Here is a 25,850-nt window from a genome sequence, read left to right as displayed (position 1 = left end):
ACGACTCATGCCAGCTCCTTGTGCAGTTCCTGCAGCGCGAGCACGTCGCCCGCACCGCGATGATCCAGCGAGTGCAGCAGCGCGCGCGCACCCGCAACGGTCGTGGAATAGGTGACGCGCGCCTGCAAGGCTTCGCGCCGGATCGAGAAGGAATCGGCGATCGCCTGCCGACCTTCGGTGGTATTGACGATATAGCTGATCTCGCCGTTCTTGATCAAATCGACGATGTGCGGACGCCCTTCCGCCACCTTGTTCACACGCTCGCAGGCGATGCCCTGGCTGCGCAGATACTCCGCGGTTCCTCCGGTCGCGACCAGAGTGAAGCCGCGCGCCAACAGCATGCGCGCCACATCCAGCACACGCGGCTTGTCGGGATCGCGTACCGAGATGAAGGCTTTCCCAGGCTGCGGCACGCGAATATTGGCGGCTTCCTCGGCGCGCGCGAAAGCGGCGGCGAAGCTGCGGCCGACCCCCATCACCTCGCCGGTGGAACGCATTTCCGGGCCCAGGATCGGATCGACGTTCTGGAACTTGGCGAACGGGAACACCGCCTCCTTGACCGAGAAGTACGACGGCACGATTTCCCTCGTGGCGCCCTGCTCGGCCAGGGTCTTCCCGGCCATGCAGCGGGCCGCGATCTTCGCCAGCGGCCGCCCGATCGCCTTGGACACGAACGGGACGGTGCGGCTGGCGCGCGGATTCACTTCCAGCAGATAGATGGTGTCGGCTTCGACGCCGTCCGCCACCCCCACCCGGACCGCGAACTGGGTGTTCATCAGTCCGACTACATTGAGCGCCCGCGCCAGCGCCACCACCTGCTCGCGCAGGCGGGCCTGGGTGCGCGCGGACAGCGAGTACGGTGGCAGCGAGCAGGACGAGTCGCCGGAATGCACGCCGGCCTCCTCGATGTGTTCCATCACGCCGCCCACCAGCACATTGCCGTCGCGGTCGGCGATCACGTCGATGTCCACTTCCACCGCATTGTCGAGGAAGCGGTCCAGCAGCACCGGCGAATCGTTGCTCACTTGCACCGCCTCGCGCATGTAGCGCGCAAGCTCGGCATCGGAGTGCACCACTTCCATGGCGCGTCCACCCAGCACGTAGCTCGGGCGCACCACCAGCGGGTAGCCGATCTCGCGGGCCTGGGCCAGCGCCTCCTCGGTGCTGCGCGCGGTGCGGTTCGGCGGCTGCTTCAGGCCGAGCGTATCCACCAGCTTCTGGAAGCGCTCGCGGTCCTCGGCCAGATCGATGGAGTCCGGCGAGGTGCCGATGATCGGCACGCCGTTGGCTTCCAGCGCCTTCGCCAGCTTCAGCGGCGTCTGGCCACCGTACTGCACGATCACGCCGAAAGGCTTTTCCAGCTCCACGATCTCCAGCACGTCCTCCAGCGTCAGCGGCTCGAAGTACAGGCGGTCGGAGGTGTCGTAGTCGGTGGACACGGTTTCCGGGTTGCAGTTGACCATGATGGTCTCGAACCCGTCCTCGCGCAGGGCCAGCGCCGCGTGCACGCAGCAATAGTCGAACTCGATGCCCTGTCCGATGCGGTTGGGGCCGCCGCCGAGCACCATGATCTTCTTGCGATCGCTGGGCGCGGCCTCGCACTCATCCTCGTAGGTTGAATACAGATAAGCGGTGCCGGTGGCGAACTCGCCAGCGCAGCTGTCCACCCGCTTGTACACCGGGCGCACGCCGAATGCCTTGCGCAGGGCGCGCACGGCAGTCTCGTTGGTCCCCGTCAGGCGCGCGATACGCGCGTCGGAGAAGCCCATGCGCTTGAGCGCACGCAGGCGGCGGGCGTCCAGCCCGTCCAGACCGCGGTGGATGAGGTCCATCTCGGCATCCACCAGGTCCTCGATCTGGTCGAGGAACCACGGATCCACGAAGGACAGCGCGTGCACGTCTTCCACGCTCATACCGGCGCGGAAGGCATCCGCGATGTAGAAGATGCGTTCCGGGCCGGGCTCTTTGAGCTCGCGGCGCAAGGTCAACAGCCCCTCCTCCGAGTTCAGATCGAGCCCGGTCGGATCCAGCCCCACCTTGCCGGTCTCCAGCCCGCGCAAGGCTTTCTGCAGCGACTCCTGGAAGCAGCGTCCGATCGCCATCACCTCGCCCACCGACTTCATCTGAGTGGTCAAGCGCGGGTCGGCCGCCGGAAACTTCTCGAACGCGAAGCGCGGGATCTTGGTCACGACATAATCGATCGTCGGCTCGAACGAGGCCGGGGTCAGCCCGCCGGTGATCTCGTTCTTCAGCTCATCCAGGGTGTAGCCGACGGCGAGCTTGGCCGCGACCTTGGCGATCGGAAAGCCGGTCGCTTTGGAAGCCAGCGCCGACGAGCGCGACACCCGCGGATTCATCTCGATCACCACCATCCGGCCGGTCCTGGCATCGATGCCGAACTGCACGTTGGAACCGCCGGTGTCCACGCCGATCTTGCGCAGCACCGCGATCGAGGCATCGCGCAGACGCTGGTATTCCTTGTCGGTCAGGGTCTGCGCGGGGGCGACGGTGATGGAGTCGCCGGTGTGCACGCCCATCGGGTCGAAGTTCTCGATGCTGCACACGATGATGCAGTTGTCCGCACGGTCGCGGACGACTTCCATCTCGTATTCCTTCCAGCCCAGCACCGATTCCTCGATCAACACCTCGTGAGTCGGCGACAGCTCGAGGCCGCGCTTGACGATCTCCTCGAACTCCTCGCGGTTGTAGGCGATGCCGCCACCACTACCACCGAGGGTGAACGACGGGCGGATGATGGTCGGATAGCCGACCTCCTGCTGGATGCGCACCGCTTCCTCGAAGCTGCGCGCGACCTCCGATTTCGGACAATCCAGCCCGATCTCGGACATCGCGCGCTTGAACAGCTCGCGATCCTCCGCCATGCGGATGGCATCGCGCTTGGCGCCGATCAGCTCGACGCCGTACTTCTCCAGCACGCCGTGGTCGGCCAGATCCAGCGCGCAGTTGAGCGCGGTCTGCCCGCCCATGGTGGGCAGCAGCGCATCGGGGCGCTCCTTGGCGATGATCTTCTCGACCGTCTGCCAGTTGATCGGCTCGATGTACACGGCGTCGGCCATGTCCGGGTCGGTCATGATCGTGGCCGGGTTGCTGTTCACCAGCACCACCCGGTAGCCCTCCTCGCGCAATGCCTTGCATGCCTGCGCGCCGGAGTAGTCGAACTCGCAGGCCTGACCGATGACGATCGGGCCGGCGCCGATGATGAGAATGGTGTGGATATCGGTGCGCTTAGGCATTGGCGTTCCGCTCCATGAGCGCGATGAACTTGTCGAACAGCAGGGCCACGTCGTGCGGGCCGGGCGCGGCTTCCGGATGCCCCTGGAAGCCGAAGGCGGGCGCGTCGGTCAGTTCGATGCCCTGATTGGTGCCGTCGAACAGCGAGCGGTGGGTAACCCGCACGTTCCCCGGCAAACTGGTTTCATCGATGCAGAAGCCGTGGTTCTGCGAGGTGATCAGCACCCGGCCGCTGTCGAGGTCCTGCACCGGATGGTTGGCGCCGTGGTGGCCGTGCCGCATCTTCATGGTCCTGGCGCCGACCGCCAGGCCCAGGAGCTGGTGGCCCAGGCAGATGCCATACAGCGGAATCTTGGCCGCGATGAACTCGCGGATCGCGTTGATCGCATAATCGCAGGGCGCCGGATCGCCGGGACCGTTGGACAGGAATACGCCGTCCGGATCCATCGCCAGCACTTCGGCGGCAGGCGTCTGCGCCGGCACCACGTGCACGTCGCAGCCGCGCTCGGCCAGCATGCGCAGGATGTTGCGCTTGGCGCCGAAGTCGTAGGCCACCACCTTGAAACGCGGCGCGGTCGCGGCGAATGCGTTGCGGTCGAGGTCCAACTGACCCTCGTTCCAGCGGTACGGCTGGGTGGTGCTGACCACCTTGGCCAGGTCCATGTTCTTCAGGCCGGGGAACTTGCGCGCGGCTTCGATCGCATGCTCGACGTCCAGCACTTCGTCATGGCGCTCGGCGGCCAGCAGCGCGGCGTTCTGCGCGCCGCGCTCGCGCAGGAGGCGGGTGAGCTTGCGGGTCTCGATGCCCGCGATGGCACGGATCCCGCGCGCCTTCAGCCAGTCCGGCAGCGCGACCTGGCTGCGCCAGCTGCTGGGCCGGCGCGGCACATCGCGCACGATCAGGCCGGCAGCCCAGGCCTTGGCAGCCTCGTCGTCCTGGTCGGTGCAGCCGGTGTTGCCGATATGCGGATAGGTCAAGGTGACCAGCTGACGGGCATAGGAAGGATCCGTCAGGATCTCCTGATAGCCGGTCATCGCGGTGTTGAACACCGCTTCGCCCACGGCCAGGCCGGGAGCGCCCACGGAAATACCCTCGAAGACCGTACCGTCTTCAAGCGCGAGGATGGCAGGAATATTCAAGTGCGTCGCCTTGCGTGTGGTTGCAAAAAAGCGCCGAATCGGCACCAGCCGGTTCGGAGCTGCGGGAAATCAGGCGAGCGGGGATTGTACCGGGGCAGACCGGGGCACGCCACCCTGTCAGAGCAGATCGATCAGGCGATAGCGGCCTGGCGCACGCCCATTCAGGCGCCGCGCGACGTGCAGCGCGCCGCGCGCGAAGATATCGCGGTTGCTGGCGCGATGGATCAGCTCGATGCGTTCCCCGATCCCGGTGAACTGCACCAGATGCTCGCCCACGATGTCGCCGGCGCGGATCGAGGCGTAGCGAGGGCAGGCTCCACCGGCTTGCGCCGCCGCCCCCAAGGTCAACGCGGTACCCGAAGGCGCATCCTGCTTGCGGGTGTGGTGGGCTTCGACGATGTCGCAGTCCCAGCCCGGCAGTCCCTGCGCCGCGCGTGCGACCAACTCCTCCAGGATGGCGACGCCGAGGCTGAAGTTGCTGGCCCAGACCAGCGGAATCTGCGCCGCTGCCGCCTCCAGCCGCGCCTTCTGGGCGACGGACAGGCCGGTGGTGCCGGACACCAGCGCCGCGCCGCGCGCCTGGCATAGCGCCAGCACTGCATCGAACCCTTGCGGCAGGCTGAAATCGATGGCGACATCGAACGGCGGAACCGCGCTCAACTCGGCAGCCGTGAAATACGGCACGCCCTCGACCGCACACGCCGCCTCTGCGCGCGCAACCGCCGCCACCACCTGACAGCCCGCCGGCTCCTCGCGGCACAGACGCAGCAGCGCCTGCCCCATCCTGCCGGTGGCACCGTGAATCAATAGCCGAACGTCAGTCTGCATGTGCGCAGGCTAGCCGGCAGGGGCCACAGCAGCAAGCCGCGGTGGCCGCGGTGGCGATGGCGACGGGATGGGATCAGCGCGGGATCAGGCGTGGATCAGGGCTTGGCCGCCACGCTCTGCAGCCGATCGGCCACCTGATGCATGGCATCTTCGAACGCGGTGGCGGCCTCGCGCACGATCACCTTGCCGAGCTTGGCCATCACCGCCAGCTCTTCGACCGAGGCGACGAGCACGCGAATCCCGCGCCGGTTCACCAGCAGCAGGCGCGAGGAAATCGGGCTGATCCACGACACCTTGGCGGGCGCGAAATGCCCGTCGCCGGCCTGCAGCTGGATCCAACTGCCGACCTGCAGCTTGCGGATGCGCTCGAGCATCGCGGCGTCATAGTCCATGCCCGCGGTTCCGCCCACCACTTCCAGAATCGGCTCGGGCGGGGCCGGCGGCTCCAATACCGCCACCTGGCTGGGCATGCGCGGATCGGAGTCCAGCGCCGGCTCGCCGGCCGCCAGCCGCGCCAGGGCGTCGCTCAAGGCATCCAGCGCCGCCTCGCCGGCGTCGCCGGTGCAACCGGCACTGGCCAGCATCGCCAGCAGCTCGGCCTCGGGCAGCGGCCGCGCTGGATCCAGCGGCTTGCGTTCGCGCGCGCGATCGAACGCGGCAAGCAAATCATCCACCGCGCGCATCGCGCTGTCATAGCGCGGCGACCCCTTGCCGTCGCGCAGCAGCATCTGCACCAAATGGTGGGCGGCGTGCTTGGAAATGAATTCATCCAGCACCGGCGGCAGGTCGCGGTTGCCGCGGTGCCATTCCAGATCCGCCTGCACGCTGGCGCGCGCCTGCTCCAGACGCTCGCGCCCGCGCTGGGCCTCCGCTGCCCGCTTCTCGGCCAGCTCGAAGCGCTTGCGGTGCTGGGCCATGTAGGCGCGCAGCTCCTGCTCGAGCGTTTCGAAGATCGCCACGTCTTCATTGAACTCGGCAACCAGACGATCGATGATGCGATCGACCTGGTTGAGCAGCTCGCGTTCCTGCGGCGCCTCGCCGCGATTGCCTTCGCAGGCTTCGGCCACGGTGTTGAGCAGGCGCCGCGCCGGATGTTCCTTGTACAGGAACATGCGCCGGTCCTTGACCGCCACTTTGACGTAAGGCACCAGCATGCGCCCGATCTTCTGGCGAATGCGATTGTCGTACTGCGGCCCGTCCAGAAGCACGTCGAACAGCAGCGCGACCAGATCGACCGCATCGCTATCCAGCCCGTCCAGATTGAGGTTGTCCCCGGGCACGCCGAGCTTGCGCGCGCTCTGGGCCATCTGCTGGCGCAGCTGCGCCGCCAATGACAGCTGCTCACCGGAGGCAGAGGGCGTGAACGTGGTGCTGGCATCGTGCTGCATCAGCGACAGGATCGACATCAGATCGCTGGTCGGCAGCGTCGGGCCGGCGGCAGCCGCCGATCCGGGCGCGTGCCCTGCCATTCCCATCGCCGCACGCCAGACCTGCAACTGCCCCAGCAGCGTTGCAAACAACGCCTGGTCGGCCGGGCTGATCTGCATCGCGGGAGCCGCTTCCGCCGCTGCGGGCGCCGCCATCGCGGCCGGCTGCATGGCGGGCGGCACGGCCGACTCCGCAGGTGCCGCCTGGCGCATCCTGCCGGCGGACACGGGCTGCACGCGGGCGGTCGCGCGCAGCTCCGGCAGCACGCCGGCAGTTACCATCAGCGCATTGCAGCGCTCGTACACTTCGCTGAGCGCGGGAGCCAGCTCACGCTCGAAGTACTTGAACACCACGATGCGCAGGGCATCGTCCATCACGAGCTGACCCATCGCCTTGCCCAGCGCCTCGGCCAGAAAGGCCGGACCGAGCGGATTCTCGCGCTCGGGCAGCTCCTTGCGCCCGGCCACCACGGCCAGGCGCTTGCTCACCACTTCGAATGCCGGGGCATGGGTGCGCAGCACCGAAGCGGCCAGCTGCTCGATCGCCAGCTGCTGCTCCAGGGCCTGATCCGACAGCAGGCTCAGCCCGGAAACCGGCTGCGGCCCAATCGGCTGGCGCTCGCGCAACTGCCGGAAGCGGTCGAGCAACGCCTGCCGGAACTTCTGGACGATCTCGCCCCGCGCCCGCCGCATCTCGCGCAGCGCCAGCATGCTCTGTTCTTCGCCGTTCTGGGTGCGGTCGAACAGGTAGTCGTCGAGGTCCGCCAAAGCGCTGTCCAGCGCCGGACCGACCCGGTCGACCAGGTGTTTCTGGATGACATCCAGCAGCGCCAGATTGGGGGCGCTGGAAACAGGGATGGAGTCCGCGGGGGAACGGAGGCTCATGGCGGCGAACGGATGGGAGTGACCCTAGTTTCAACAGTAGCGCAAAGCCTAGCGGCGTTTGTTGATCGCCGTCATGATTCCGGACCCTGAGCGGCGCCGCCCGTCCCCCTGCGGCGACCGCCTGTCCATATCAGCCTCCGGATGCGCTTTGGCTCAGGACACCATGCGATCCCAGAACCCCTTCACGCCGTCGAGGAAGGTGCTGGATTTAGGGGAATGCCGCCGCGCATTCTCGCCCGTGAACGTGGCCTCGAACTTCTCCAGCAGCTCGCGCTGCTCGGCTGTGAGGTTGACCGGAGTCTCCACCACCACCCTGCAGTACAAGTCGCCGGGATGCCGGCTGCGTACCGATTTCACGCCCTGCCCGCGCAGGCGGAATACGCGCCCGGTCTGGGTCTCCGCCGGGATCCGCAGCTCCACTTCGCCGCCCAGGGTCGGAACGCGGATGCTGTCGCCCAGGGCCGCTTGAGAGATCCGGATCGGCACCTCGCAATGCAGATCGTCGCCATCGCGCTCGAAGATCGGGTGTGGGCGCACGCGGATTTCCACGTACAGATCGCCCGGCGACGCGCCCACCGGCCCGGCCTCGCCTTCGCCCGCCAGGCGGATGCGGTCACCGTTGTCGACCCCGGCGGGAATCCGCACCTGCAGGGTCTTTTCATCGTGCACGCGGCCGTTGCCGTTGCAGCGGCGGCAGGGAGTGGAGATGGTCCTGCCGCTGCCGTCGCAGTGCGGGCATGGCGACTGCATCACGAAGGGCCCGCGCTGGACCCGCACCTGGCCGCGACCATGGCAGCTGCGGCAGGTCTCGATCCTGCCGTCCTCCGAACCGCTGCCCTTGCACGGCTCGCATATCGCAAGCGTCGGAACCCGGATGGTTTTCTCGATTCCGGCAACAGCCTCTTCGAGATCCAGCTCCATCACATACCCGATGTCGGCGCCGCGGCGCGGCGCCTGCTGGCGGCCGCCACCGAAGATGTTGCCGAAGATGTCACCGAAAATATCGCCCATGTCGGCAAAGCCTGGGCCGGCATTGCCGCCGCCCATGCCATGCTCGAACGCGGCATGCCCGTACTGGTCGTAGAGCCGGCGCTTGCCGCCATCGCTGAGGACCTCGTAGGCCTCCTTGCACTCCTTGAACGCCGCCTCGGCCGCCTTGTCGCCGGGATTGCGATCCGGGTGGTACTTCATCGCGCAGCGACGATAGGCCTTCTTCAGCTCTTCATCGCTGGCATTGCGGGACACGCCCAGGACTTCGTAGTAATCACGCTTGCTCATGCTCTACCTCTGCCTCCTGCCTGCCGGGAGCGCGAGGGCATCCGCGCCGGAGGCATCCGGAAGGGCCTGGTGGAAGCGACAAGGGTTCGAAGCCGCGGCGCGGCCCCGAACCCTGTGCCGCCCTCTCGCTCGGGAGAGGGGCCGTGCGGGCATCAGGACTTCTTGTCGTCCTTGACCTCGGTGAACTCGGCATCCACCACGTCGTCCGACGGCTTACCGGCATTTCCTGCATCGGCGGACTGCTGACCGGCTGCCGCGGCGGCGGCCATCAGGGCACGACCAGCCTCCTCCAGCGCCCGCGCCTTGGCTTCGATCTGGGCCTTGTCGTCTCCCTTGATCGCCACCTCCAGCTCGGCGATGGCGGCTTCGGCGCGACCGATCGCATCCCCCGGCAGCTTGTCGCCGTTCTCCTTGATGGTGCTGCGGGTGGCGTGGATCAGGGCATCGGCCTGGTTACGGGCCTGCACCAGCTCGTGGAACTTGCGGTCCTCCTCACGGTGCGCCTCGGCATCCGCGACCATGCGCTGGATTTCCTCTTCCGAAAGACCCGAGCCGGCCTTGATCTCGACCTTCTGCTCCTTGCCGGTCTTCTTGTCCTTGGCGGTGACATGGACGATGCCGTTGGCGTCGATATCGAAGCTGACCTCGATCTGCGGCACCCCGCGCGGCGCCGGCTCGATCCCAGTGAGATCGAACTTGGCCAGCGACTTGTTGTAGCGGGCCTGCTCACGTTCACCCTGCAGCACGTGCACGGTCACCGCCGACTGGTTGTCCTCGGCAGTGGAGAACACCTGCGAGGCCTTGGTCGGGATGGTGGTGTTCTTCTCGATGATCTTGGTGAACACGCCACCCAGGGTCTCGATGCCCAGGCTGAGCGGGGTCACGTCCAGCAGCAGCACGTCCTTGACATCGCCGGCCAACACGCCGCCCTGGATCGCCGCGCCGATCGCCACCGCCTCGTCCGGATTGACGTCCTTGCGCGGCTCCTTGCCGAAGAACTCGGCCACCGCCTGCTGCACCTTCGGCATGCGGGTCTGGCCGCCGACCAGGATCACCTCGCTGATGTCGGCCGGGGTCAGGCCAGCATCCTTCAGCGCGATCTTGCAAGGCTCGATGGTCTTCTTGATCAGATCATCGACCAGCGCCTCCAGCTTGGCGCGGGTGAGCTTGATGTTCAGATGCTTCGGACCGCTGGCATCCGCGGTGATGTACGGCAGGTTGACATCGGTCTGCTGGTTCGAGGAGAGCTCGATCTTGGCACGCTCGGCTGCATCCTTCAGACGCTGCAACGCCAGCGGATCCTTGCGCAGATCAACGCCATCGGTCTTCTGGAACTCCTCGATGAGATAGTCGATCACGCGGTTGTCGAAGTCCTCGCCGCCGAGGAAGGTATCGCCATTGGTGGAAAGCACTTCGAACTGCTTCTCGCCATCCACGTTGGCGATCTCGATGATCGACACGTCGAAGGTGCCGCCGCCGAGGTCGTACACCGCGACCTTGCGGTCCTTGTTGTCGCCCTTGTCCAGACCATAGGCCAGCGCAGCCGCGGTCGGCTCGTTGATGATGCGCTTGACGTCCAGGCCCGCGATGCGGCCGGCATCCTTGGTGGCCTGACGCTGGCTGTCGTTGAAATAGGCCGGCACGGTGATGACCGCCTCGGTCACCGGCTCACCCAGGAAGGCCTCCGCGGTCTTCTTCATCTTCTCCAGCACCTTGGCGGACACCTCCTGCGGTGCCAGCTTCTTGCCGTTGGCCAATGCGACCCAGGCGTCGCCATTGTCGTGCTGGATGATCGAATACGGGACCACGCCGATGTCTTTCTGCACTTCGGGGTCGTTGAACTTGCGGCCAATCAGACGCTTGACCGCATAAAACGTGTTCTTCGGATTGGTGACGGCCTGCCGCTTGGCCGAAGCGCCGACCAGCACTTCGCCGTCCTTGGTCCAGGCGACGATGGAGGGAGTGGTGCGGTCGCCTTCGCTGTTCTCGATGACGCGAGGCTTGCCGCCTTCCATGATGGCGACACAGGAATTGGTGGTGCCCAGGTCGATGCCGATGATCTTGCCCATGAGTGTGTCCTCTCGATGTCTTTGAATGTCGAAATCTTTGGTGCGCGCTGCGCCTGATGGGGGCTATCTGGGGGATGCCGGCAGCGCCTTCAAGGGCCAGCCGGGCGCAACGTTCAGTCGTGCTTGGCCACGATCACCAGCGCCGGGCGCAGCAGACGCCCGTTGAGCCGATAGCCCTTCTGGAACACGGTGATGACGTGCCCAGGCGGAACGCCGTCGGCCTCGCCCTGGCTGATCGCCTGGTGATGTTCCGGGTCGAACGGCTGGCCGGTCGGGTCCAGCACCTCCATGCCGTTATCGGCGGCCACCTTGAGCAGCTGCTTGTAGGTGAGCTCCAGCCCCTGGCGCAGCGCGCCGGCGTCCGCACCGGCCGCCGCCAGACCGGCGTCGAGACTGTCGAAGACCGGCAGCAGATCGCTCAGCAGGCGCTCGTTGGCGAACTTGCGGGCCTGCTCGATGTCGCGCGCCATGCGCTTGCGCTGGTTTTCCAGATCGGCGCGCTCCAGCAAAAACTGCGCGCGCAGCTGCTCGAGCTCGGCGCGCAGCGACTGCACTTCATCCTCGGTCGAGACCGACGCCCCTCCCTGCGCCGACTGCGCGGCCGTCTGGGCGGCTTCTGGGCTTGCCTGCTGATTCTGCTCTTGGGTCGGCTCGTTGTTCATGATCCTTAAATGTCGTCCGTCGCGGCCGGCGGCCGCACCAACAAAGGCAATGGGGCCTCATGCCGGCGGATTCAAGGCATCCCCCAGCAGCGCGGCGGTTGCCTCGACCACCGGAATCACCCGCTCGTAAGCCATCCGGCTGGGGCCGATCACCCCCAATACGCCCAGCACCTTACCCTCGCGCCCATAAGGCGCGGTGACCAGCGACATGCCCTTGAGCGGCGCCAGTCCGGTCTCCTCGCCAATGAAGACGCGCAAGCCCGGCGCCTGCGCGGTGCGTTCGAGCAGCTGCAGCAGCTCGCGCTTTTCCGCGAACGCCTCGAACAGCGCGCGCAGCCGATCCAGATCGCCCAGCTCCTGCACGCCGAGCAGCCGCGCCTGCCCGGCGACCAGCATGTCGTCCTCCCCCGTCGGAGCGGTGGCTTGCTCGCCCAGATCGAGCGCATCGGCCAGCAGCTGCTGCATCTGCCGGCGCGCCTCGCGCAGTTCTCGCAGCAGGCTGGAGCGCATCACGGCCAGCGGCTGCCCGGCGAAATGGGCGTTGAGGTAGTTGGCCGCCTGCTCCAGTTCGGATGACGAAAATGCGCGCCGCACCTGCACGACCCGGTTCTGCACCTCCCCATCGGAAAAGACCAGGATCGCCAGCACCCGCTGCGCATCCAGCGGCACGAAGTCGATCTGCCGGAACGCGAAGCTGTCGCGCTTGGGCACGCTGACCATGCCAGCGAAATGGGTCATCGCCGACAGCAGCTCCGAGGTGCTGCCGAGCAGCGCCTGGGTTCCCGCGCCGGCCGGCAGCTCACTGCGCAGCCGCTCGATTTCCTCCGCCGTCAGCGGTTTGACCTGCAGCAGCGAATCCACGAACAGCCGATAGCCCTGCGCGGTCGGCACCCGCCCGGCCGAGCTGTGCGGGGAAGTCAGCAGACCGGCATCCTCCAGCGAGGCGAGAATGTTGCGAATCGTCGCCGGACTGATGTCCAGCCCGGCGTGCCGGGCCAGCGTCTGCGAGCCCACCGGCTCGCCGCTGCGGATATGGCGCGCGACCAGCGTCCGCAACAGTTGGCGGGCGCGGGGGTCGTGACGAATGTCGTGCGGTTTACGACGCATGTGCCGGTTGTAAGGCCACGACGGCCACCGCGCAACTGCTACCAGCGACCTGCAGGCGCAGGCACAATGCCGCCTCATGCTGACCCGACTCTCGATCCGCGACTTCGCCGTGGTGGCACGGGCCGAACTCGATTTCGGCCCGGGGTTGACCGTGATCTCGGGCGAAACCGGCGCCGGCAAGTCGCTGCTGGTGGATGCGCTGGGCTTTCTGTCCGGGGCGCGTGGCGATGCCGGCGCAGTGCGCCACGGCGCCGAACGTGCCGAGCTCTCCGCCGAGTTCACGCTCACCGACTGCCCGGCCGCCGCTGCCTGGCTGGCCGAAGCGGAGCTGGACGACGACGGCGCCTGCCAGCTGCGGCGCACCCTGCGCGCCGACGGCGGCTCGCGCGCCTGGATCAACGGGCGCAGCGTGACCCTGACGCAGCTGGCCGAACTGGCCGGCCTGCTGGTGGAAATCCACGGCCAGCACGCCCAGCAGGCGCTGCTGGCGCGTCCACAGCAAACCCGCCTGCTGGACGACTTCGCGCGCCACCCGGCGCTGCTAGCGGCCGTGGCGGACAGCGCCAAACGCTGGAAAGCCTTGCAGCAGGAGCGCGATGCCCTGCTCGCGCGCGGTGATGTGGGCGAACGCCAAGCCTGGCTGCAGCACCAACTGGACGAGTTGCAGGCACAGCCGCTGGATCCGGCCACGCTGGCCGAACTCGATGCCAGCCATCGCCGTCATACCCACGCCGCCGCGCTGATCGCCGCATGTGAGGCCGCGCTGGAGGCGCTGGGCGGCGACGACGCCCTGGGCGCGCGCCTGCAGCGTCTGCGCAACAGTTTGCAGCGCGAACGCGACCACGAGCCACGACTGGCCGACGTGGATGCCATGCTCGAGGCCGCATCGATCCAGCTGGACGAGGCTTTGGCCCTGCTGCAGCGGATCCGTGACGACCTCGACCTGGACCCGGCGACGCTGGCGGAGATCGAGCGTCAGCTGGGACGCATCCATGACCTGGCGCGCAAACACCGCCTTCCGCCCGACCGCCTGGCCGCGCATCGCGATGCGCTGGCCGCCGAGCTCGAATCGCTGGCGGATGCGGATGCACGTTTGCAGCAGCTGGACCGCGACATCGCCAAAGCGCTGGCCGACTGGCAGGCCGCCGCCGCCGCCCTATCAGGCTCACGCCGCGCTGCCGCTGCCAAGCTGGGCCAGGCCATCACCACGCTGATGGGCGAGCTCGGCATGGCCGGAGGCAGCTTCGAAGTCTTGCTGGACCCCAATCCCACTGGCGTGCCCGATCCGCTCGGCAGCGAACGCGCGGAGTTCATGGTCAGCGCCAACCCCGGCCAGCCGCCGCGGCCGCTGCGCAAGGTCGCCTCCGGCGGCGAGCTCTCGCGCATCTCGCTGGCGATCGAGGTGGCCACCCAGGGCCAGGACGCGGCCGCCACGCTGGTGTTCGATGAAGTGGACGCGGGTATCGGTGGCGCGGTGGCGGCGGCAGTCGGCGCCAAGCTGCGCGCCCTTGGCGCCAGCAAGCAGGTGCTGTGTGTCACCCACCAGCCGCAGGTCGCCGCCGCCGGTCATGCCCAGTACCGAGTCAGCAAGGCAGCCAAGGACGGCATCACCCAGTCCTCCGTAGTCGCGCTGGATGCCGAAGGCCGGGTGGACGAAATCGCGCGCATGCTCGGCGGCGCCAACGTCAGCCAGGAAGCGCGGGCGGCGGCGAGAAAGTTGCTGGAGAGCCCCTGAGGCAACGACGGGTGCCGGCCTCGACCTAGAATCGACGCATGCTCAAGATCGACACCCACGCCCACTACCTGCCGCGCGACTGGCCGGACCTCGCCACGAAATACGGCGACAACCGCTTTCCGGTGATCCACCACGGCGACGACGGCCGCCACCGGATCTACAAGGACGGCAAGTTCTTCCGCGAGATCTGGCCGAAGACCTGGGACCCGCAGATCCGCATCGAGGACTACGCCGGCTTCGGCGTGCAGGTGCAGGTGCTCTCGACGGTGCCGGTGATGTTCAGCTACTGGGCGAAGGCGCACCAGGCGCTGGAGCTGCACCGCGCGCTCAACGACCATATGGCCGAGGCCTGCCGCGCCTATCCGCGGCACTACGCCGGGATCGGCACGGTGCCGCTGCAGTCGCCGCAGCTGGCCATCCGCGAACTGGAGCGCTGCATGGACGAGCTGGGCCTGCAGGGCGTGCAGATCGGCTCGCACGTGGGCGACTGGAATCTGGATGCGCCGGAGCTGTTCGAGTTCTTCGAAGCGGCCAGCGAGCTGGGCGCGGCGATCCTGGTGCACCCATGGGACATGATGGGCAGCGAGTCGATGCCGAAGTACTGGCTGCCCTGGCTGGTGGGGATGCCCGCCGAGCAGGCGCGCGCCGCCTGCTGCCTGATCTTCGGCGGCGTGCTGGAGCGCCTGCCGAAGCTGCGCATCGCGCTGGCGCACGGCGGCGGCAGTTTCCCCTACACCATCGGCCGCATCGAGCACGGCTTCAAGATGCGCCCGGATCTGGTCGCCACCGACAACTTCCGCAACCCGCGCGAGTACCTCAAGCGCCTGTACTACGATTCCTGGGTGGCCGATGACGCCGCGCTGCGCTATCTGTTGGAGACCTGCGGCAGCGAGCGCGTGATGCTGGGCACCGACTACCCGTTCCCGCTGGGCGAGCAGACCCCGGGCGTCGGCATCGAACGCCTGGCGCTGAACGAAGCCGACCGCGCCCGCCTCTACCACGGCACCGCGCTGGACTGGCTGGGCCTGCCCGCCGCGCGCTTCGCCTGATCCTGTTCCGGACATCCGCCTGGCCATGACCGACCTGTTCTCCGACGCTCACGCCGCCGCCCTCGACGTCGCCGATCCCCTGCGCGATTTCCGCGACGAGTTCCACCTCCCGCTGCACGATGGCGCGCCGCAGGCGTATTTCGTCGGCAACTCGCTGGGCCTGCAGCCGAAGGGCGCGCGCGCGCACGTCGAGCAGGTGCTGGACAAGTGGGCCAGCGAAGCGGTGGAAGGCCACTTCACCGGCGAGGCGCAGTGGCTGGACTACCACGCGCTGGTGCGCGACGGCCTGGCGCGGGTGGTCGGCGCGCAGCCGTCGGAAGTGGTGGCGATGAATTCGCTGACCGTGAACCTGCACCTGCTGCTGGTCAGCTTCTACCGCCCCACCCGCGAGCGTCCGGCGATCCTGCTGGAAGCCGGCAGCTTCCCCTCCGACCGCTACGCGCTGGAATCGCAGGTGCGCTTCCACGGCTTCGACCCGGCGACCGATCTCATCGAAGTCGAGCCCGACGAGGCCGACGGCACCATATCGATGGCGGCGATCGAGCGCGCCATCGCCACCCACGGCTCGCGCCTGGCGCTGGTGCTGTGGCCGGGCGTGCAGTACCGCACCGGGCAGGCGTTCGACCTCGCCGCGATCACCCGCCTCGCCCACGCGGCCGGGGCCATCGCCGGGTTCGACCTCGCGCACGCCGTCGGCAACCTGCCGCTGGCGCTGCACGATGCCGGCGCCGACTTCGCGGTCTGGTGCCACTACAAGTACATGAACGCCGGCCCCGGCGCGGTGGCCGGCGCCTTCGTGCACGCACGCCATGCGCGCAGCGACCGCCCGCGCTTCGCCGGCTGGTGGGGCCACGACGCGGCGACCCGCTTCCGCATGGGCCCGCGGTTCATGCCCACCCCCGGTGCCGACGGCTGGCAGCTCTCCAACCCGCCGATCCTGGCACTGGCGCCGCTGCGCGCCTCGCTGGCGCTGTTCGACCGCGCCGGGATGCCGGCGCTGCGCGCCAAATCCGAACGCCTCACCGGCTATCTGGAGCAGCTGATCGACGCCGGCCTGCGCGACGTGCTGCAGGTGCTCACCCCGCGCGATGCCGCGCAACGCGGCTGCCAGCTCTCGCTGCGGGTGCGCGGTGGGCGCGAGCGCGGACGCCAGCTGTTCGAGTTCCTGGCCGCGCGCGGCGTGCTCGGCGACTGGCGCGAGCCCGACGTGATCCGCATTTCGCCGGTCCCGCTCTACAACACCTATGGCGACGTGCTGCGCTTCGCCCGCACCGTCCAGGAGTGGCGCCATGCAGCCTGAGCATGCCCTCACCATCATCGGCGGCGGTCTCGCCGGCGCCCTGCTCGCCACCCTGTTGGCCCAGCGCGGGTGGTCGGTGGACGTGTTCGAACGGCGCGGCGACCCGCGCGTGGAAGGCTATGCCGGTGGACGCTCGATCAACCTGGCGCTGGCCGAACGCGGCCTGCACGCGCTGCGCCTGGCCGGCGCGGATAGCGCGGTGCTCAAGCAGGCGGTGATGATGCGCGGCCGTTTCGTGCATCCGCTGCAGGGCACGCCCGGGTTGCAGCGCTACGGGCGCGACGATTCCGAGGTGATCTGGTCGATCAACCGCGGCGAGCTAAACCTGGTGCTGCTCACCATCGCCGAATCGCACGGCGCGCGGTTGCACTTCGACCACGCGCTGGAGCGGGTCGATTTCGACGCCCGCATCGCCTGCTTCCGCCATCATGCCGGAACCGTATCGCGCCCCTTCCATGCGCTGATCGGCGCCGATGGCGCCGGCTCCGCGCTGCGCGCGGAGATGGCGAAGGTGCAGCCCCTGGGTGAACGCACCGAGTGGCTGGACCACGGCTACAAGGAGCTGGAAATCCCGCCGGCCGCCGACGGCGGCTTCCGCATGGAGCCCAACGCCCTGCACATCTGGCCGCGCGGGCATTACATGTGCATCGCCCTGCCCAACGACGAGCGCACCTTCACGGTAACGCTGTTCCTGCCGCACCGCGGCGCGTATCCCAGCTTCGAGACGGTGCAGACCGGGGACGACGCGGTGGCGCTGTTCCGCGAGCAGTTCCCGGACGCGCTGGCGCTGATTCCGCAACTGCGAAGCCACTATGAAACCAATCCCGTCGGGCACCTGGGGACGCTCCGGCTCGACCGCTGGCACCTGGACGGGCGCGCGGTGCTGCTGGGCGATGCCGCGCACGCGATGGTGCCGTTCCACGGCCAGGGCATGAACTGCGCGTTCGAGGACTGCGTGGCGCTGGCCGAGCGGCTGCAGGACGCGTCGTCGCTGGCCGAGGCATTCGCTGCGTTCGAGGCCGAGCGCAAGCCGAACGCCGAAGCGATCCAGCAGATGGCGCTGGAGAACTACATCGAGATGCGCGACCGGGTGGACGATGCCGACTACCTGCTGCAGCGGGCGCTGGAACTGACGCTACAGGACCGCCATCCCGGCCGCTTCATCCCGCACTACGCGATGGTCACCTTCATGCGCATCCCGTACGCGCTGGCGCTGCAGCGCAGCGCACTGCAGCGGCGCATGCTGGAACAGGCCACGCAAGGGCGGCAGTCACTGGAGGAAGTGGATTTCACCGCGCTGGACCGCTGGATCCTGCGCGACTTGCCGCCGCTGGCCGCGTAAGCACCAGGGTTGCTATGGTGCCGCGTCCAGGCGCAACCCCGCCTGCCGCGCCAGCGCGTCGAACCCCGGAAACGAAGTGGCGACGTTGGCCACGTCGCAGATGCGCAGCGGCCCATGTGCGCGCTGCGCGGCGACCGCGAAGGCCATCGCGATGCGGTGGTCGCCGTGGCTGTCCACCGCACCGCCCTGCAGCGGCCCGGGATGAATCGTGGCGCCATCCGCCGTCTCGTCCACCCGCAGCCCCAGTGCGCGCAGGCCGGCCGCCATCACCGCCAAGCGGTCGGATTCCTTCACCCGTAGCTCGGCCGCCCCGCGCACTATGGTCGGTCCGTCGGCGCAGGCGGCGGCCACGAACAGCGCCGGAAACTCGTCGATCATGTCCGGCACCAGCGCCTCGGGCACCTCGATCCCGCGCAGCGGCGCATGGCGCACCACCAGATCCGCGACCGGCTCGCCGCCACAGGTGGCGGCATCCTCCTCGCGGATGTCCGCCCCCATCATCCGCAGTACCTGCAGCAGCCCGGTGCGGCGCGGGTTCAACCCCACCTGCCGCAGCCGCAGCTCGGACCCGGGCACGATGCTGGCGGCGACCAGGAAGAACGCCGCCGAGGAGAAGTCGGCCGGCACCGCCACGTCGGTCGCACGCAGGCGCTGGCCGCCGCGCAGGCGCGCGTATCCAGGCGCGAAGGCGATCTCCACGCCGAACGCGGCCAGCATGCGCTCGGTGTAGTCGCGGGTCGGGTGCGGCTCGCGCACGACGGTCTCGCCGCTGGCGTACAGCCCGGCCAGCAGCAGCGCGGATTTCACCTGCGCGCTGGCGACCTCCAGCGTGTGCTCGATGCCGACCAGACGCTGTCCGCCGTGGATGCGCAGCGGCGGCGTGCCGCCCTCCTGCGTGTCGATGCGCGCGCCCATCGCCGCCAGCGGCACGCTGACGCGGCGCATCGGCCGCTTCGACAGCGAGGCATCGCCCACCAGCACCGAATCGAAGCGCTGCGCCGCCAGCAGGCCCGCCAGCAGGCGCATGCCGGTGCCGGCATTGCCGCAGTCCAGCGGGCCATCCGGCGCCTGCAGGCCGTCGATGCCCACGCCATGCACGACCCGCCGCGACGGCGACGGCGTCTCGATGCGCACGCCCAGGCGCGTGAAGATGGCCGCGGTGGCGCGGGTGTCCTCGCCCTCCAGGAAGCCGTCGATGGTCGAGGTGCCGTCGGCCAGCGCCGCCAGCATCACCGCCCGGTGCGACACCGATTTGTCGCCGGGAATCTCCAGCGTCCCGCGCAGCGGCCCCGCGGGCGCCGCCAGCCAGTCCTGGCGTGCGCTCACGGCGCGGCTTCCTGCGCGATCGAACTCATCCAACGCCTCAGCCATGGCGCTGCTGGAAATCGCGCATGAACCCGACCAAGGCCGCCACGCCGTCCTCCGGCATCGCGTTGTAGAGCGAGGCGCGCATTCCGCCGAGCACACGGTGGCCCTTCAAACCAATCAACCCGGCCTGTCTGGCTTCGGCCAGAAACACCGAATCCAGCGCCGGATCGTGCAGGAAGAACGGCACGTTCATGCGCGAACGCGCAACCGGAGCGACTTCGTTGCGATAGAACCCACCAGAGCCATCGATGGCGGCATACAGCAGCGCCGCCTTGCGCGCGTTGCGGCGGGCGAACTCGGACACGCCGCCCTCATCCAGCATCCACTTCACGGTCAGACCCAGCACGTACCAGTTCCAGCTCGGCGGGGTGTTGAGCATCGACTCGGCCGCCAGCTGGGCGCGGTAGTCGAGGATCGGGGCGCGCGCCTGGCCCGTGCGCTCCAGCAGGTCGCGGCGAATGATGACCACGGTGATGCCCACCGGCCCGAGGTTTTTCTGCGCCCCGGCATAGATCACGCCGAACTTCGTCACGTCCAGCGGCTCGGAGGCGATCGAGGAGCTGAAGTCGGCCACCAGCGGCGCATGACCGGAATCTGGGATATCGCGCCACTCGACACCGTGGATGGTCTCGTTGGCAGTGACGTGCACATAGGCCGCATCCGCCGAAAGCTGCCAGGAATCGCGCGACGGCAGGTCGCGGAAGCCGCCGGCCTCGCTGCTGGCGGCGATGCGCGCCTCCACGCAGGGCGCGGCCTGCTTCAGCGCGGTTTTTCCCCAGTGCCCGCTGATCACGTAGTCGCAGGGCTGGCCAGGCGCGGCAAAGTTGAGCGGCAGCAGCGCCTGCACCGTGGTCGCGCCACCCGCCGTGAACAGCACCGCGTAGTCGTCCGGGATCGTCAGCAGCGCGCGCAGATCGGCCTCGGCCTGGCGCGCGACCGCGATGAACTCCGGCCCGCGGTGGCTGATCTCCAGGATCGACGCCCCGGCGTCGGGGTATTCCAGCAGCGTGGCCTGCGCCTGCCGCAATACTGGCTCGGGCAGCATCGCCGGCCCGGGACTGAAGTTGTAGGCGCGGGTCATCGGATGTGGGTTCCAGCCGTTTCGGACAAACTGCAAGTATGCCGCAGCGCAAAAAGCGCGAAATCCTGTGCGCCCACGGGGCGGACGTCAGAAGCGCTCTTTGAGCACCCGCCGGATTTCGGCCTCGATCGGCTCCTTGAACATCGCCGCCAAGAATCCCAGCTTGGCATGCACGTGCAGCCCCTTGTCCTGCACTTCGATATGGCCATCCACCCCGGAGCGGGAGAAATGGAGGGTATCGCCCTGCCAGACGCAGTCCAGAGCGAAGCGTTCCTCGAGCTTGCGCGCCACCTCCTCCACCGCCTTGCGGGCCTGGGCTTTGGACAGGGCGTGGGCGTGGCGGATGTCGATGCGGGACATGAGGGCGCTTTCGGCATTTTCAGCGTTGCGGGATACCGCATTCTGCCGGCAGCCGACCGCAGGCGACAACCGGATTCTCCGCGCGCACGTGCTAGATTGCGCGGCGATGACTGCCCTGCGCCTGCGTTTCTGCGACGACTCCCACCCCGATCTGCCGCTGGAGACCGGCGTGCACGCCCTGGCGCGCCAGGGCGATGGGCTGGTGCCGGTCGCCAGCGATGAACCGTGGCTGCTGCAGCTGTGTCACGACCGGCGCGGCCTCTGGATGACCGTGGCGCCGGGCGTGCGCGGCGTGCACGTCAATGGCCGCCCGGTGCAGCAGCTGGCCATGCTGCGCCCCGGCGACTGCATCCACGTGGAAGGCCGCGAGTTGCTGCTGATCGGGGCGCGCCGGGACGCTGCGCCGCTGCCGCGCGTCGCGGCCGCTCCCGCCGACCCCTGCGCGACCGCGCTCCGCCTGGCCCTGCGCGGCATCGGAGGCGATCACCACGGCCGCAGCCTGAGTCTGGAAAGGCCGCGCCGGGTCGGCAGCGCGGCAGGCGTTGATCTACACCTCGAAGGCCATGGCATTGCGCCGGAACAGGCCGTGCTGGAGCCGGTCGAAGATCAGGTGCTGCTGCATCGCACCGCCTCCGAAGTCATGGTGAACGGCACGCCCGTGCGGCAGGCATTGCTGCAAGCGGGCGATCAGATCGTCTTCGGCGGGCGCCACCGGTTCGTGCTGGAAGGCCCGCCCCCCACCAACCGCAGCACCCCGTCGCCCCCGCCGTCGGCGTCCCCCACGCCCGCCCCGCCGCACTGGACGCAGCGCGTGCCGTGGCTATTGGTGGCCGCGCTGCTATTGGCCGCAGCCCTGTGGGCGCTGCTGGTGTTTGGCGCGCGCTGAAAATCCCGCTTCACGCGCTTGCGAAGCCGAAGGGATCCGGATCGCCCACCAGCAGACGCCGCATCACCTGCGTCTCGGCATCCCGAATCTGAGCGAGAAAGCCCTGCGCATCCCCAAGCGCGGCGAATGCCTCGAACCCGCGTTCGAGAAATGATTGCAGGGTGCCCAAGCCAGCCGCGTGCGCTGGCCGCCGCGACAGCCGCAGCAGACGCCGCACGCCCGGCATGCGCAGGGCTGTGTCCAGCCCATGCCCGACCGCCTCGATCAATGCGATCTGGCGCGCGCGCAGACGCGGATGCCCGACCCGGCGATAAGCCTGCGCGTACAGCTCCGCGTCCAACCCCCGCCCGGACGGCGCGAGTGCGTGCAGCGCCTGCGCCATGCGCAGGTCGAAGGCATGGCTGAGCGCCGCCAGCGCGATCGCATCGGCCAGCGTCCGCAGCAAGGACTCGGGCAACAGCCGCTGCATCAGCGGCAGCACCCGCGCGATGTCGGCATCGCGCTGGCTGAAATCCTGATCGCCATACACGTCGCTGAGGAAAAACCGTGCCGCCGGCCGCTGTGCCGGATCCTGCAGGAAGGGAGCGAAACTGCGCGCCAGCCGCTGCGCCTGCCAGCGCTGCAGACGGGGCAGCCACGGCAGGCGGTTGCGCGGCTCGCAGGCGGGATCGCACAGACGCTGATACAGCCGCAGACGCCGTTGCAGTCGCGTCTGCAGATTGGAACGGGTAACCATGCCGGCAGTGTCGGGCCGAGCGCGGCCGCGACGCAACACCCCATACGCAACGGTATACACTCACCGCATCCGTCGCTCCTGCCTCACCGCATGCTGTCCCTGCACGCCGCCCAGTCCCCGCGCCCTCCCCATCGGCCGCCCCGGATCGGCCTTGCGATCGCCGGCGGCGGCCCGGTCGGCGCGATGTACGAGTTGGGGGCGCTGCGCGCGCTGGATGAAGCCTGCGAAGGGCTCGACCTCACGCGTCTGGACAGCTACGTCGGGGTCAGCTCTGGCGCCTTCTTCGCCGCCGGGCTGGCCAACGGCATGGACACCGCCACTCTGTGCCGGATCTTCATCACCGGCGATGATCCGGACGTGCGCTTCCGCCCGGAAACCTTCCTGCGCCCGGCGCTGCGCGAGTATCTCGAACGTGCGGCCTTGCTGCCGAGAATCGGGGCGCGCCTGCTGCGCGATGTGTGGTCCGGCCGGACCGATTCGCGCTGGTCAGATCTGCTGACGCGCGCCGGCAGCCTGGTGCCAACCGGGTTGTTCGACAACGACGCGGTCGAACGCTTCCTACGCGAGATCTTCACGAGATGCGGCCGCCACAATGACTTCCGCACGCTCGCACGCCCGCTGTATGTGATCGGGGTGGACCTGGACAGCGGCGAGACCATTCCCTTCGGCGCGCCCGGCTGGGACGATGTCCCGATCTCACGCGCGGTGCAGGCCAGCGCCGCGCTGCCGGGGCTCTATCCGCCGGTGGAACTGCGCGACCGCCGCGGCCGCGTGCGCCACGTGGTGGACGGCGCCCTGCGCCGCACCATGCATGCCTCGATGGTGCTCGAGCGCGGCATCGACCTGATGCTGGGGATCAATCCGCTGGTGCCGTTCAATCCAGGCACCGATGCCAACGAGGACGCGCAGACCCACCGCTTCAGCGACCGCCGGATCGCCCAGGGCGGGCTGCCCGGGGTGCTTTCGCAGACCCTGCGCACCATGCTGCAGTCGCGCATGCAGGTCGGGCTGGCGCGCTATCCGCAGCAGTACCCGGGAATCGACCAGCTGGTGTTCGAGCCCAACGCCGGCGACCGCGAACTGTTCTACACCAATATCTTCAGCTTCTCGGCACGCCGCCGCATCTCGCAGCTGGCCTACCGCAACACCTTGGCCGACCTGCGTCGCCGCCGCGCGCAGCTGGAACCGTTGCTGGCGCGGCACGGCATCCGCCTGCGCGAGGAGGTGATCGCCGACCGCCCGCGCTCGATCGTGGCGCATCTGCCGCCGGCTCGACGCCTGCCCGCATCGCTGGCCTGTCTCGAGCGTACCTTGGACGATCTCGAACGCGATCTGCATCGCCAGCGCATGGTGTGAATGCTCTAGACAGCGCGCCGATCCTGCCGTGGAATCCACACCACACGCGTCCGAATGACGCCGGGAGGCTCCATCATGGCAAAACTGAAGAAAACCGCCGCCAAGTCCACACGTAGCATCGGCGCCAAGCCGGGCAAGACCGCGCGCAGCGCCAAGACCAAGCCGGCCCGCGGAACCGGCAAGACCGGCGCCACCAGCAAGCTGCACGTCGCATTCAATCCCAAGAGCCTGACCGAATCCGCGCAGCAGATCTGGCTGGCCGGCATGGGCGCCCTGACGCGTGCCCAGGCCGAGGGCGGCAAGCTGTTCGAGACGCTGGTTCGCGATGGCCTGTCGCTGGAGCAGACCGCGCGACAGTTCGCCGGTCGTCGCGCCAGCGCCGTGCGCGAAGCGGTCGAGGATCAAGTCGACAGCGCGCGCGAGCGTGCCGCGGACACCTGGGACAAGCTGGAGAAAGTGTTCGAAGAGCGCGTCCAGCGCGCGCTGGTGAAACTGGGCGTGCCTAGCCGCGACGACCTGCGGGCGCTCAGCGAGCGGGTCGAGCGGTTGACCGAAGCCGTGCGCAAGGCCGGCGCAGACAAGCCGGGCAAGGCTGCGCCCGCGCGCGCCGCATCCGCACAGACGGCCAAGCCCAAGTCTGCCAAGTCTGCGAAGAAGGCGACCAAGGCCGTGAGCCCGGCGCGCGCGCCAGCCAAGGCTGCGCCCAAGGCCGCGCCCGCGAAGGTCGCCACCGCCAAGGCCGAGGATGCGCCGGCCAAGCCGGCAGCCCCGGCAAGCGAGGCTCAATAAGCGCCCGAAACGGCGGCTTGAGGCCCATCCTCGGGGCGAGCCGACGCGTCGTCGCCGACGGAAACACGCCCCCGCCCTGCGGGGGCGTTTCGTTTGCAACCCCATTTCCCCCGAGATGTCCCGATTCGCCCTCGAATAGCGTGTCTGCCGTATAGTGGCGCCCCTCAAATCCCCCGACTCTCTGGCACCGCTTACACATGATCGCGATCGTCATCGCCCTGTTCGCATTCGTTCTGGCCGGCTTTGGGTTGACTTACTGGCTGCAGCGCAACAGCGCCGCCCGCCTGGCCAATCAGCCGCAACCACGCGGTGCCGATCAGCTTGCAAAACTGCACTGGCGCGAGTTCGCCAAGCTGGTGCTGCAGGCCATGCATGCGCGCGGCTTCGACCCGGTGATCGAAGACGGCATGCCGGCCGACGGCATTCCCACCAACGGCAGCGACATCCTGCTCGAACGCGACGGCGAGCGTACGCTGCTTTCCTGCAAGTACGGCACCGCCTCGGTGGTTGGAGCAGCGCCGCTGCTGGGGCTGTCCAAGGCCGCGACCCTGCGCGGCGCCACCCGGGTGATCGTGGTCACGCCCGGCCGGTTCGACGAAGAGGCCACGCGTCTGGCGCTGCAGCAGGACATCGAGCTGATCGATGGCGAAACGCTGTGGCCGGAGGTGCGTCCTTATGTCGCCTCCGCGGAAGAACCAACGCCGCCGGCGCCGACCGCCGCGCAGAAGCGCAACCCGCAGCTGCTGGCCTGGGGTGGCGCCGCGATGATCGGCGCGCTGGTGTGGGCACTCGCGCTGGCCCTGCTGCCGGAGGGCGGTGCTGCAGACGACATGCCGCCTCCGCCTCCGACCATCGCGCGGGTCGGTGCCACCGCGCCCGCGCCGAAAGCGATGGAGGCGATTCCCACCGATCCGGCTCAGCTCGAGCAGCGCCGGCGCGAGGCCGCCAACGCCATTTCCACCCTGTTCGGGGTCGATCGCGCGCTATGGTCCACCCAGTCCACCTTGCTGGTGTATCTGAGCAGCGAAAACGCCGACCCGATGAACGAGCTGTGCCCGCTGCTGGAACGCTATCCGGAACTGGCCTCTTCACGCCTGCAGCTGCAGCCGCCCGCGGGCAGCAAGAAGCCGGTGCGCTTCAAGCAGTGCCGCACTTACTGACCAGCGAACAGCGCAAGTCCCGGCGCCGGCCATGCCGGCG

General features: G+C 68.6%; 20 protein-coding genes. 8 read left to right on the top strand and 12 right to left on the bottom strand.

The annotated features are described in order from the left end of the window. Nucleotides 1-5: 5 nt before the first annotated feature. The 8 genes from carB to hrcA form a co-directional block, all read right to left on the bottom strand. Nucleotides 6-3,254, bottom strand: coding sequence for a carbamoyl-phosphate synthase large subunit (gene carB, locus ML342_RS06095; protein WP_240126149.1), 3,249 nt, complete (start codon nucleotides 3,252-3,254; stop codon nucleotides 6-8). After that, nucleotides 3,247-4,392 (bottom strand): glutamine-hydrolyzing carbamoyl-phosphate synthase small subunit, encoded by a 1,146-nt coding sequence (carA, locus tag ML342_RS06090; RefSeq protein WP_240126148.1) that lies wholly within the window; start codon nucleotides 4,390-4,392, stop codon nucleotides 3,247-3,249. Before carA ends, carB begins: the two co-directional genes overlap by 8 nt. Before the next feature lie 117 nt (nucleotides 4,393-4,509). Continuing rightward, complete coding sequence (locus ML342_RS06085; RefSeq protein ID WP_439655174.1) at nucleotides 4,510-5,175, bottom strand: 4-hydroxy-tetrahydrodipicolinate reductase; 666 nt, start codon at nucleotides 5,173-5,175, stop codon at nucleotides 4,510-4,512. 140 nt (nucleotides 5,176-5,315) lie between these two features. Further along, entirely contained in the window at nucleotides 5,316-7,532 is a 2,217-nt protein-coding gene (locus ML342_RS06080) for a DUF1631 family protein (protein ID WP_240126146.1), read from the bottom strand. Nucleotides 7,533-7,685: 153 nt separating this feature from the next. Then, complete coding sequence (gene dnaJ, locus ML342_RS06075; protein ID WP_240126145.1) at nucleotides 7,686-8,810, bottom strand: molecular chaperone DnaJ; 1,125 nt, start codon at nucleotides 8,808-8,810, stop codon at nucleotides 7,686-7,688. A gap of 152 nt (nucleotides 8,811-8,962) precedes the next feature. Then, on the bottom strand, nucleotides 8,963-10,879 hold the full coding sequence (gene dnaK / locus ML342_RS06070; RefSeq protein WP_240126144.1) for a molecular chaperone DnaK: 1,917 nt from the start codon (nucleotides 10,877-10,879) through the stop codon (nucleotides 8,963-8,965). Nucleotides 10,880-10,992: 113 nt separating this feature from the next. Beyond that, entirely contained in the window at nucleotides 10,993-11,541 is a 549-nt protein-coding gene (gene grpE / locus ML342_RS06065) for a nucleotide exchange factor GrpE (protein WP_240126143.1), read from the bottom strand. A gap of 57 nt (nucleotides 11,542-11,598) precedes the next feature. Further along, nucleotides 11,599-12,648, bottom strand: coding sequence for a heat-inducible transcriptional repressor HrcA (gene hrcA, locus ML342_RS06060; RefSeq protein WP_240126142.1), 1,050 nt, complete (start codon nucleotides 12,646-12,648; stop codon nucleotides 11,599-11,601). 76 nt (nucleotides 12,649-12,724) lie between these two features. Between hrcA and recN the strand changes: the two genes are divergently transcribed. From recN to ML342_RS06040, 4 genes are read left to right on the top strand one after another with little or no spacing between them, the layout of a single operon-like run. After that, nucleotides 12,725-14,383, top strand: coding sequence for a DNA repair protein RecN (recN, locus tag ML342_RS06055; RefSeq protein ID WP_240126141.1), 1,659 nt, complete (start codon nucleotides 12,725-12,727; stop codon nucleotides 14,381-14,383). A 38-nt stretch (nucleotides 14,384-14,421) separates the two neighbouring features. After that, nucleotides 14,422-15,432 (top strand): amidohydrolase family protein, encoded by a 1,011-nt coding sequence (locus ML342_RS06050; protein ID WP_240126140.1) that lies wholly within the window; start codon nucleotides 14,422-14,424, stop codon nucleotides 15,430-15,432. A 25-nt stretch (nucleotides 15,433-15,457) separates the two neighbouring features. Then, entirely contained in the window at nucleotides 15,458-16,732 is a 1,275-nt protein-coding gene (kynU, locus tag ML342_RS06045) for a kynureninase (RefSeq protein ID WP_240126139.1), read from the top strand. Beyond that, a complete protein-coding gene (locus ML342_RS06040) occupies nucleotides 16,722-18,074 on the top strand; it encodes an FAD-dependent oxidoreductase (RefSeq protein WP_240126138.1) in 1,353 nt (450 codons plus the stop codon). The genes kynU and ML342_RS06040 overlap by 11 nt, the downstream gene beginning before the upstream one ends. Nucleotides 18,075-18,086: 12 nt before the next feature. Here the strand turns inward: ML342_RS06040 and aroA are convergent, their stop codons facing one another. From aroA to ML342_RS06025, 3 genes are all read right to left on the bottom strand, one after another. Then, nucleotides 18,087-19,400, bottom strand: coding sequence for a 3-phosphoshikimate 1-carboxyvinyltransferase (gene aroA / locus ML342_RS06035; protein WP_240126137.1), 1,314 nt, complete (start codon nucleotides 19,398-19,400; stop codon nucleotides 18,087-18,089). Nucleotides 19,401-19,437: 37 nt separating this feature from the next. Next, the gene (gene serC, locus ML342_RS06030; RefSeq protein ID WP_240126136.1) at nucleotides 19,438-20,523 is read right to left on the bottom strand and encodes a 3-phosphoserine/phosphohydroxythreonine transaminase; all 1,086 of its coding nucleotides are present in this window, start codon (nucleotides 20,521-20,523) and stop codon (nucleotides 19,438-19,440) included. An 87-nt stretch (nucleotides 20,524-20,610) separates the two neighbouring features. Beyond that, nucleotides 20,611-20,883, bottom strand: coding sequence for a polyhydroxyalkanoic acid system family protein (locus ML342_RS06025; protein WP_240126135.1), 273 nt, complete (start codon nucleotides 20,881-20,883; stop codon nucleotides 20,611-20,613). A 106-nt stretch (nucleotides 20,884-20,989) separates the two neighbouring features. Here ML342_RS06025 and ML342_RS06020 point away from each other — a divergent pair, with 106 nt between their 5' ends. Further along, a complete protein-coding gene (locus ML342_RS06020) occupies nucleotides 20,990-21,769 on the top strand; it encodes an FHA domain-containing protein (RefSeq protein WP_240126134.1) in 780 nt (259 codons plus the stop codon). 10 nt (nucleotides 21,770-21,779) lie between these two features. Here ML342_RS06020 and ML342_RS06015 read toward each other — a convergent pair whose 3' ends face one another. After that, entirely contained in the window at nucleotides 21,780-22,505 is a 726-nt protein-coding gene (locus ML342_RS06015; protein WP_240126133.1) for a DUF8198 family protein, read from the bottom strand. Between the two features lie 90 nt (nucleotides 22,506-22,595). Here ML342_RS06015 and ML342_RS06010 point away from each other — a divergent pair, with 90 nt between their 5' ends. The 3 genes from ML342_RS06010 to ML342_RS06000 all read left to right on the top strand — a co-directional run bounded on the left by ML342_RS06010 (nucleotide 22,596) and on the right by ML342_RS06000 (nucleotide 25,810). After that, the gene (locus tag ML342_RS06010) at nucleotides 22,596-23,861 is read left to right on the top strand and encodes a patatin-like phospholipase family protein (RefSeq protein ID WP_240126132.1); all 1,266 of its coding nucleotides are present in this window, start codon (nucleotides 22,596-22,598) and stop codon (nucleotides 23,859-23,861) included. Between the two features lie 75 nt (nucleotides 23,862-23,936). After that, complete coding sequence (locus ML342_RS06005) at nucleotides 23,937-24,650, top strand: phasin family protein (RefSeq protein WP_240126131.1); 714 nt, start codon at nucleotides 23,937-23,939, stop codon at nucleotides 24,648-24,650. 197 nt (nucleotides 24,651-24,847) lie between these two features. Further along, nucleotides 24,848-25,810, top strand: coding sequence for a restriction endonuclease (locus ML342_RS06000; protein ID WP_240126130.1), 963 nt, complete (start codon nucleotides 24,848-24,850; stop codon nucleotides 25,808-25,810). Nucleotides 25,811-25,850 lie beyond the last annotated feature (40 nt).

The organism is Thermomonas alba, assembly GCF_022419205.1.
Lineage (GTDB): Bacteria > Pseudomonadota > Gammaproteobacteria > Xanthomonadales > Xanthomonadaceae > Thermomonas > Thermomonas alba.
The sequence above is the reverse complement of the archived record's forward strand: the minus strand, read 5'-3'. Positions and strand labels throughout refer to the sequence as shown.

Bases quoted from the DNA above. Each gene is read 5' to 3' on its own strand.
- carB (WP_240126149.1), bottom strand. From the start codon at position 3,254: ATGCCTAAGCGCACCGATATCCACACCATTCTCATCATCGGCGCCGGC.
- ML342_RS06085 (WP_439655174.1), bottom strand. From the start codon at position 5,175: ATGGGGCAGGCGCTGCTGCGTCTGTGCCGCGAGGAGCCGGCGGGCTGT.
- ML342_RS06080 (WP_240126146.1), bottom strand. From the start codon at position 7,532: ATGAGCCTCCGTTCCCCCGCGGACTCCATCCCTGTTTCCAGCGCCCCC.
- dnaJ (WP_240126145.1), bottom strand. From the start codon at position 8,810: ATGAGCAAGCGTGATTACTACGAAGTCCTGGGCGTGTCCCGCAATGCC.
- dnaK (WP_240126144.1), bottom strand. From the start codon at position 10,879: ATGGGCAAGATCATCGGCATCGACCTGGGCACCACCAATTCCTGTGTC.
- grpE (WP_240126143.1), bottom strand. From the start codon at position 11,541: ATGAACAACGAGCCGACCCAAGAGCAGAATCAGCAGGCAAGCCCAGAA.
- hrcA (WP_240126142.1), bottom strand. From the start codon at position 12,648: ATGCGTCGTAAACCGCACGACATTCGTCACGACCCCCGCGCCCGCCAA.
- recN (WP_240126141.1), top strand. From the start codon at position 12,725: ATGCTGACCCGACTCTCGATCCGCGACTTCGCCGTGGTGGCACGGGCC.
- ML342_RS06050 (WP_240126140.1), top strand. From the start codon at position 14,422: ATGCTCAAGATCGACACCCACGCCCACTACCTGCCGCGCGACTGGCCG.
- kynU (WP_240126139.1), top strand. From the start codon at position 15,458: ATGACCGACCTGTTCTCCGACGCTCACGCCGCCGCCCTCGACGTCGCC.
- ML342_RS06040 (WP_240126138.1), top strand. From the start codon at position 16,722: ATGCAGCCTGAGCATGCCCTCACCATCATCGGCGGCGGTCTCGCCGGC.
- serC (WP_240126136.1), bottom strand. From the start codon at position 20,523: ATGACCCGCGCCTACAACTTCAGTCCCGGGCCGGCGATGCTGCCCGAG.
- ML342_RS06025 (WP_240126135.1), bottom strand. From the start codon at position 20,883: ATGTCCCGCATCGACATCCGCCACGCCCACGCCCTGTCCAAAGCCCAG.
- ML342_RS06020 (WP_240126134.1), top strand. From the start codon at position 20,990: ATGACTGCCCTGCGCCTGCGTTTCTGCGACGACTCCCACCCCGATCTG.
- ML342_RS06015 (WP_240126133.1), bottom strand. From the start codon at position 22,505: ATGGTTACCCGTTCCAATCTGCAGACGCGACTGCAACGGCGTCTGCGG.
- ML342_RS06010 (WP_240126132.1), top strand. From the start codon at position 22,596: ATGCTGTCCCTGCACGCCGCCCAGTCCCCGCGCCCTCCCCATCGGCCG.
- ML342_RS06005 (WP_240126131.1), top strand. From the start codon at position 23,937: ATGGCAAAACTGAAGAAAACCGCCGCCAAGTCCACACGTAGCATCGGC.
- ML342_RS06000 (WP_240126130.1), top strand. From the start codon at position 24,848: ATGATCGCGATCGTCATCGCCCTGTTCGCATTCGTTCTGGCCGGCTTT.